Annotated in this window: 9 protein-coding genes; 3 read left to right on the top strand and 6 right to left on the bottom strand. The window is 73.8% G+C overall.

Translation table 11 applies throughout. The features are described from left to right. Window positions 1-1,280 (top strand): MFS transporter (locus BZL64_RS26840; RefSeq protein ID WP_086771756.1); only part of this gene is annotated, 1,280 nt, incomplete at its 5' end. A gap of 24 nt (window positions 1,281-1,304) precedes the next feature. Here the strand turns inward: BZL64_RS26840 and BZL64_RS26835 are convergent. The 4 genes from BZL64_RS26835 to BZL64_RS26820 form a co-directional block, all read right to left on the bottom strand. After that, window positions 1,305-1,868 carry a hypothetical protein gene (locus BZL64_RS26835; protein WP_086771755.1) on the bottom strand — a complete coding sequence of 188 codons (564 nt, stop codon included), beginning with the start codon at window positions 1,866-1,868 and terminating at the stop codon, window positions 1,305-1,307. 167 nt (window positions 1,869-2,035) lie between these two features. Further along, on the bottom strand, window positions 2,036-3,496 hold the full coding sequence (locus BZL64_RS26830) for a PTS transporter subunit EIIC (protein WP_086771757.1): 1,461 nt from the start codon (window positions 3,494-3,496) through the stop codon (window positions 2,036-2,038). A gap of 16 nt (window positions 3,497-3,512) precedes the next feature. After that, window positions 3,513-4,448, bottom strand: coding sequence for an N-acetylmuramic acid 6-phosphate etherase (gene murQ, locus BZL64_RS26825; protein ID WP_086771754.1), 936 nt, complete (start codon window positions 4,446-4,448; stop codon window positions 3,513-3,515). A 51-nt stretch (window positions 4,449-4,499) separates the two neighbouring features. After that, window positions 4,500-5,384, bottom strand: coding sequence for a MurR/RpiR family transcriptional regulator (locus tag BZL64_RS26820; protein WP_086771753.1), 885 nt, complete (start codon window positions 5,382-5,384; stop codon window positions 4,500-4,502). A 55-nt stretch (window positions 5,385-5,439) separates the two neighbouring features. On the opposite strand from BZL64_RS26820, the gene BZL64_RS26815 reads away from it, so the two are divergent. Together BZL64_RS26815 and BZL64_RS26810 are read left to right on the top strand one after the other, a co-directional pair. Beyond that, window positions 5,440-5,859, top strand: a complete 420-nt coding sequence (locus BZL64_RS26815) for a hypothetical protein (RefSeq protein ID WP_086771752.1) — start codon at window positions 5,440-5,442, stop codon at window positions 5,857-5,859. A gap of 7 nt (window positions 5,860-5,866) precedes the next feature. Continuing rightward, entirely contained in the window at window positions 5,867-6,136 is a 270-nt protein-coding gene (locus BZL64_RS26810) for a DUF4031 domain-containing protein (protein WP_086771751.1), read from the top strand. Between the two features lie 17 nt (window positions 6,137-6,153). On the opposite strand, the gene BZL64_RS26805 is transcribed toward BZL64_RS26810, so the two are convergent. Both BZL64_RS26805 and BZL64_RS26800 read right to left on the bottom strand, forming a co-directional pair. Beyond that, window positions 6,154-7,242: a GNAT family N-acetyltransferase gene (locus BZL64_RS26805; RefSeq protein ID WP_086771750.1), complete on the bottom strand. Its 1,089-nt coding sequence runs from the start codon at window positions 7,240-7,242 to the stop codon at window positions 6,154-6,156. Window positions 7,243-7,269: 27 nt separating this feature from the next. Then, on the bottom strand, window positions 7,270-7,857 hold a 588-nt coding region (locus BZL64_RS26800), incomplete at its 5' end, for an HD domain-containing protein (RefSeq protein ID WP_107430351.1).

Below are 7,857 nucleotides of genomic sequence, written 5' to 3'. Positions count from 1 at the left end.
CGCTGCTCGCGGCGGCCGTCGCCACCCCGGTCGTGGGGCGGCTCGGTGACATGGTCGGCAAGCGGCGCATGCTGCTGACCAGCATCGTCCTGCTGATCTCCGGTTCCGTGGTGTGCGCCCTCGCCGACTCCCTGATCCCGATGATCACCGGCCGGGCGTTGCAGGGCCTGTCGGCCGCCGTGGTGCCGCTGGGCATCAGCATCCTGCGCGACACGGTCTCCGCCGAGAAGCTCGCCGGTTCGACGGCCGTCATGAGCGCCTCCCTCGGTGTCGGCGGCGCGCTCGGTCTGCCCACCGCCGCGTTCATCGCGGACAACTGGGACTGGCACATCCTCTTCTGGACCTCCGCCGCCCTCGGCGTCGTCGCCTTCGTCCTCGTCCTGCTGGTCGTCCCCGAGTCCGAGAACCGCGTCGGCGGACGCTTCGACCTCGTCGGCTCGCTCGGACTGTCGGCCGGTCTGGTCTCCCTGCTGCTGGCCGTGTCCAAGGGCGGCGACTGGGGCTGGACCTCCGCCACCACGCTGGGCCTGGGTGGAGCCGCGGTCCTGATCCTGCTCGCCTGGGGCCGGTGGGAACTGCGGGCGAAGCAGCCCCTGGTCGACCTGCGCACCACCGCGAAGAGGCAGGTCCTCTTCACCAACCTCGCCTCGATCGCCCTCGGCTTCTCGATGTTCGCGATGTCCCTGGTCCTGCCCCAGCTCCTCCAACTGCCCGAGCAGACCGGCTACGGCCTCGGCAGGTCGATGCTCACCGTCGGCCTGGTGCTCGCCCCGCAGGGCCTGGTCATGATGGTCATGTCCGCGGTATCCGCCGGTATCACCAAGGCCAAGGGCCCCAAGGTCACCCTGATGATCGGCTCGCTGATCGTCGCGACCGGCTACGGCCTGAACATCGTGCTCATGAGCGAGGTCTGGCACCTCGTCCTGGTGTCCTGCGTCATCGGCGCCGGCGTCGGCTTCACCTACGGCGCCCTGCCCGCCCTGATCATGGGCGCGGTCGACCCGTCCCAGACCGGCTCGGCCAACAGCCTCAACACCCTGATGCGGTCCCTGGGCACCAGCTTCGCCAGTGCCGTCGCCGGGGTGATCCTCGCCCAGATGACCACCGAGTACGGCGGTTTCGCCCTCCCCGCCGAGAACGGCTTCAAGGTCGTCATGGCCATCGGCGCGGGTGCGGCCCTGGCCGCCTTCCTGCTCGCCGGCTTCATCCCGAAGCGCGGGGCGGCCGTCACGGCGGCGGCCCCGGAAGAAGCGCAGGAGGCCATGCCCGTCAAGGCGTGACCGACTGCCCGACCGGGGGCCGGCCTAGATGTTGCCCATGGGCTCGATGTCGACCCTCACCGGGGTGCCCCAGACGCGCAGCACCTCGTAGTCGGTGAACTCGTGCACCAGGCGGTAGGCCATGGCGGGGCGGGAGCCCCGGCGCAGGGCGGCGAGGTAGCGCTCGGCCTCCTGGCGGTCGCGTCTCGGGGTGCCGCACAGCTGCCACTCCTGGCCGGTCCACAGCTCCGGCAGCCAGCGCTGCTGGGGCTGCGGGCGGTCGCCCCGGCCGCCGTAGCGGGACGGGGCGGTGGGGTGCGGTGCCCGCGGGGCGGGTCCGTCGAACTCGGCGCGCCGGGCCGCCCGCCGCCGGGTCTCGCACAGCAGGCACAGGTCGGGGGCGGCCTCGTCCACGGGACCGTTCGGATGTTCGGCGCACCGGGTGCTGGGCACGGCCGAGGCGCCTTCCTCCAGCAGCTCAAGTGCGCGTCGCAGGTCGGATCTGATCTCGTGGAACTTGGCGTCCGGGGTGTCGGCGTTCAGGGCGTCCCCGTGCTCACCGAGCACCCGCAGGGCACGCCCCAGGTGGGTGAGCTGGGCGTGGTTCATGACGAGCGTCTCCCTTTTTCCGCGGCGGGCTTTCCTCCGGCCTGAGCGTTCGACGGTGCGAACACCGCCGACTCAACCGTCGCACACCCCACCGACAAGGCCCCGTACGAGCCGTTCGCGGAGGAGTTCCCCCTGCTTTCCGGAAGCGAGCCGGCCGGCCGCCTTCCTCAGCCGGATCGCGAGGGTGCCGGGCTGCCGGACGGGTCCTGGGCGGGGCGGCCGGAGCCGGCGGCTGCCATGACGCGGTCGGTGACACCGAAGACGTAGGTCGTGGCGAAGCCGACCGCGTACCCGGTCAGCAGCCCGCCCGCGTAGATCGCGAGCAGGGCGCCCCAGCCCCGGTTCCCGGCCAGCAGCGGGAACAGGGCCCAGCCGGACGGGCCGATGGCCGTCGCGCCGACCTGGTCGCCGAGCATCGCGAAGAAGCCCACGAAGGCCCCGCCGGCGGCTCCGCCCACGCAGGCCGTGAGGAAGGGGCGGCCCAGCGGGAGGGAGACGCCGTAGATGAGGGGTTCGCCGACGCCCAACAGGCCCGCCGGGAGCGCCGATCTGATCGTCGTGCGCAGCGAGGTGTCGTGGCGCAGACGGACGTAGACCGCGAGGGCCGCGCCGACCTGGCCCGCGCCCGCCATCGCCAGGATGGGCAGCAGCACGGTGTGGCCCTGCTGTTCGATGAGCGTGGTGTGGATGGGGATGAGGGCCTGGTGCAGGCCCAGCATCACCAGCGGCAGGAACAGTCCGCCGAGGACGAGGCCGGCGAACGCGCCCGTCGTCGACAGCAGCCAGTCCGCCGCCGTGCCGATCGCCGTCGACACGGTACCGGCCGCCCACATCAGGCCGTACAGCGTGGCCAGGCCCGCGACGAGGACCGTCAGGGTGGGGGTCAGCAGCACGTCGAGGGCGGCCGGGACCCGGCCCCGGCACCACTTCTCCACGTACGTCGCCAGCAGTGCCGCCGCCAGTGCGCCGAGCACTCCGCCCTGGCCGGGGGCGAGGGGCACCCCGAACGCGGTGACCTTCGCGACGCCCGGATAGACCACGATCGCCGCCACCGCCCCGCCCAGCACGGGCGTGCCGCCGAACTCCTTCGCCGTGTTGACGCCGACGAACACCGCGATCAGCGCCATGAACCCGGAGGCCATGGCGGCCAGCGCGGGCGTCAGCCACGGCAGCAGGCCGGCGTTGAGCAGCAGCCCGTTGACGCCCGCGAGGATCCCGCAGCCGATGAGGGCGGGGATGAGGGGGACGAAGACGGCGGCGAGGCGGCGCAGGGCGGCCTTGACCGGGGTGGCGTTGCGCCGCTGCCGCTCGCCCTTCAAGTCCGCGCCCCGCGCGGCGAGTTCCTCGGCCGCCGTCGGCCGGCCGCCGGCTGTGGCGTCCACCAGCTCCTCGAACGCCGCCGTCACCGGTCCGACGACGCCCGGCCCGAGGACCACCTGGTACGACCCGCCGTCCACGACGAGGCCCAGCACTCCGGGGACGGCCCGCAGCGCCTCCTCGTCCGCTCGTGACGGATCGGCGAGGCCCAGCCGCAGCCGGGTCATGCAGTGGGCGAAGGAGAGGACGTTCGCGGGGCCGCCGACCAGGGGCAGCAGCGCGGCGGCGGTGGCACGGGAATCGGTAGGCACCTGCTGAGCGTGCGGCTCAGGGGCGCGCCGCGGCGAGCGCGGCACGCAGGTGACCGCCGGACTCCTCCAGAAGGCGGGTGGCCGACGGCCCGTCGACCCCGGCGAGCAGCACGAGGATCGCGTGCTTCACCTCACCGCCGGTGGCCGCGAGGGCCTCCTCGATCTCCTCGTCGGCCGCGCCCGTCGCGAGGGAGACGATCCGCCGCGAGCGGGCCCGCAGCTTCTCGTTCGAGGCCCGGACGTCGACCATCAGGTTCCCGTACGTCTTGCCCAGCCGGATCATCGTGATCGTCGACAGCATGTTCAGCACCAGCTTCTGCGCGGTGCCCGCCTTCAGCCGCGTCGACCCGGTGAGCAGCTCGGGCCCGACGACGACCTCGATGCCGTGCTCGGCCGCCGCCGCCAGCGCACTGCCCGCGTTGCAGGCCAGCCCGACGGTCAGCGCACCGAGCGAGCGGGCGTACTCGACCGCGCCGATCGCGTAGGGCGTGCGCCCCGAGGCGGAGATCCCGACCACCGTGTCCTCGGCGGTCAGCGCGAGGGCGGCGAGGTCCGCCCGTGCCAGCTCCCGCGAGTCCTCGGCCCCCTCGACGGAGGTCACCATCGCCCGCGGTCCGCCCGCGATGAGCCCGACGACCTGGCCGGGCGCCGTGTCGAAGGTCGGCGGGCACTCGGAGGCGTCGAGCACCCCGAGCCGTCCGGCCGTCCCCGCCCCGGCGTACACCAGCCGTCCGCCGCGCCCCATCCGCGCGGCGATCGCGTCGACGGCCCAGGCGATCTCGGGCAGCCGCGCGGCCACGGCCCCGGCCACGCCGGCGTCCTCCCCGTTCATGAGCCGGGCGATGTCGAGGGTGGGCAGCCGGTCGATCTCGGCGAGTTCCGGGCGGAAGGCTTCGGTGGTGAGCGACCCGAGCTGGGCCAGCAGGTCGTCGGGGCGGGGCGTGGAGGTCATGGCAGACGGCTCTTTCTTTCCCACGTAGGTCGGCCGGAGTACTCCTACGGTCTACCGGTGCCGGTGGGCCAGGGCCTCGTACGACGCGGCCAGCGCCGGCGCGGCGGTGTCGTAGGTTCGCTGGGCCACCCCCACGAACAGGCAGTCCACCACCAGCAGCTGACCGGTCCGTGAGGACATGGCCGCCGGCCGCAGCTCGCTCTCGCGTGCCGTGGACGTCGTCAGCACGTGGTCGGCGTACTGCGCGACCGCGCCGCCGGGCCGCCCGGTGACGGCGACGGTCGTGGCGCCCCGCTCGAAGGCGACCCGCAGGGGTTCGATGACGTCCCGCGTCGACCCGGAGTGCGTGATGGCGATCGCCACGTCACCCGCCCGCAACTGCACCGCGTTCGTCACCGCCAGGTGCGGGTCGCTGTGGGCGTGGGCCATGAGGCCTATCCGCAGCAGTTTCTGCACGAGGTCCTGGGCGACGAGCCCGGACGCCCCGACCCCGTACACGTCGGTCCTGCGGGCGCCTGCCAGCGCCGCCACCGCCGCGCCGAGCTGCACGGTGTCGAGACCGGCGGCGGTGTCGGCGAGGGTCTGCCGCTCGTCGTGGGCGAGTTTGGCGACGACGTCCGCGATCGGATCGTCGACGGCGATGTCGGTGGTGATGGCGGGCGCGCGGCCGGACTGCTGCTGCGCCGCGAGTCCGGCGAGGGCGAGCCGCAGGTCGCGGTAGCCGCCGTAGCCGAGAAGGCGGGCGGTGCGCACGACGGTGGCCTCGCTGGTGCCGGTGCGTTCCGCGAGACGCGTGACGGTGAGCGCCGCGCAGCCGGCGGGGTCGCCCGCGACGGTCTCGGCGACGCGTTGCATCGAGCGCGTCATGGAGGGGGCGAGCGCGCGGACCTTGGCGGCGAGAGCGCCGCCGAAAATTTCCTTCACGTCCTGGGGCACCCATGAAAGGTATTTTCGGCTCGGTGTCACGGTCAAGAGTGCGCACAATGGGTGCATGGACCCCTCCCACAACCCCTCGCACACGCCTTCCCCCACACCCGTCAGCGCCCTGGAACAGGCGCTGCACGCCGCGCGGGCCCTCGTCCTCGCCGACCTGGCCTCGGGCGAGGTGGCCGCGGCGGACGTCGTGTCCATGGTCGAGGAGTCCGTGGCGCAGCGGCGCTGGTGGGTCGAGCAGTGGCCGGACGGTGTGACCTTCGTGGCCGGGCTGGTGGCGCAGGACGTGCAGGACGCCCTGCTGGAGCGGCACGGCCGCTGGCCGATCTGCCCGGTGTGCGGCTCGGGCGACCCGCACGCCCTGGAGATCGAGCCCGAACTCGGGCCCGACCCGCACTGGGTGTGCCACAAGGCGGGCGTGAAGGTCGCCGCGGTCGGTTCGCTGGGGGCGGCCTCCGGCGGGCCGGGCCCCTCGTGAGGCGCGCGTGACGCTCTACATCGACCCGCCGGACTGGCCGGGTCACGGACGGATGTGGTCCCACCTCGTCAGCGACGTCTCCTTCGAGGAACTGCACAGCTTCGCCGACGAGTTGGGCGTGCCCCGGCGCGCGTTCGAACGCGATCACTACGACATTCCCTCGCACCGGTACCGGGAGGTGGTCGAGGCCGGGGCGGTCGAGGTCAGGAGCCGCGAGGTGGTGCGGCTGCTGACGGCGGCGGGACTACGACGCCCGAAGGGGCGACGCAGGGCGTAGGCCCCGCCGGGCGGGTGTCACCCCCGGCGTGTGTAGAGCCGTAGCGACGCGTCCTCCAGGAGGGGCTCGGCCGCCACGTCGGCCCGGACGAACCCGGCGCGGGTCAGGACGCCCTGCGAGGGGGTGTTCGCCTCCTCCACGGCCGCGTACAGCAGATGGACGTCCTCGTGGGCGAGCGTCCGGTCCGCGAGGACGGTCAGCGCCTCGGTCGCGTAGCCGTGACCCCGGGCCGGTTCCACGAGGTCGTAGCCGATCTCGGCGCGGCCCTCCTCGTCGGGCATCCCGTGCAGGTTCAGGCTGCCGACGGCCCGGCCGTCCTCCCGCCGGACGAGCACGAACGCCCCGAACTCGGGCCGGTGCACCCCGCCTTCGTAGGCCTTGAGCAGGCCGGCGGCGACGTCGCGGGTGCCCTCGAAGGGGGCGTCGCCGAGCCAGACGAAGCCGCCGTCGCCGCCCGCGACCAGGTCGGCGGCGGCTGCCGGGGTGAGGCCTTCGAGGGTGAGCCGCCCGGTCGGCAGGACCAGGTTGTTGTTCCAGCGCCACGCGGTGACCGGGGCGCGGCCGGGCAGTTCGCCGCGGCCGGTGGCCCACAGCAGCGTCGGCCAGGGCTCGGGGCCGGGCCGCACGTGCGGGAAGATCCGGGTGAGGACGGACTCGCACAGCTCGGCGGGCGGCTCGTACGGAACGCCCAGGCCCTCGGCGATGTCGTGGGTGTGCAGGAGCACCTCGGCGATGCCCATCGCGGCGAAGCCCTCGCGGTTCGCGCTGCGGAAGGGGTACGGGTGGAAGGCGCGGACCCGCGGCGGGGTGGTGCGGACGGTGGCGGTGAGCAGCGCGCCGGTGGTCTCGATGACGTCCAGGACCCCCGCCTGGTCGGTGCCCTCCTCGAAACCGAACTCGAAGGGGACGTACGCCGTCTGCGCGCGGCCCGCCAACTGCCCGGCGTAGGCGATGAGATCGCCCGCCATGTGCTCCGCCGTCTGCCGGCAGGACCAGTCCAGCCGGCCGGCCTTCACGCCGGTCCAGTCCCTGTCCGTCACCGTCCGCAGCAGTTCCACGCCGCTCGCGACGGCCTCCGTCACCTGATCCCCGCCCCATGCGCGCATGCCGTGCAGCGTAGGCGGGCGCGTGGCTCAGATCGAGAGCAGGTCCAGCTCCGCGCGCATGTTGTAGCGGGCGGTCGCCTCCCACTCCTTCGCCCCGTGCGGGGTGCGGAACAGGCGGGGCAGGGCCAGGAGTTGGCGCAGCACTGCGGCCCGGCCCTCACGGAAGACGTCGTTGGGGACGAAGTGGTACTCCTCGCGGACCCCGGCCGCGTAGGCGGCGTACGCCGACGGCGGCGCGGCGAGGACGGCGAGGTCGGCGTCGCACAGCACCTGGCCGTCGCGGTCGTCCTCGGCCGGGTCGTGGGAGACGGTGAGCCGGACCAGGCGGGCCACCTCGGCGGTCTTCGCGTCCGGCAGTCCGGCCTCGGGCAGGGCGCGCTCGGCGAGGCGGGCGGAGCGGTCCTCGTTCTCGGAGCGGTCGGGCAGGTACACGGCGTCGTGGAACCAGGCGGCCAGCCGGACGACGTCCGGGTCGTCGGCGTACTCCTGGAGCGTGTCGATCCGGTCGAGGACCGCGGTGAGGTGGGTGACCGTGTGGTAGTGGCGCTGCGGCTCCTGCCAGCGCCGGAGGAGGTCGTCGGCGTAGGGGAGGGGGTCCGGTGCGGTGGCTGGGGC

It is taken from the genome of Streptomyces bobili (genome assembly GCF_002154575.1).
In the GTDB taxonomy this organism is placed as follows: domain Bacteria; phylum Actinomycetota; class Actinomycetes; order Streptomycetales; family Streptomycetaceae; genus Streptomyces; species Streptomyces bobili.
This window is presented reverse-complemented; position numbering and strand designations above follow the sequence as displayed.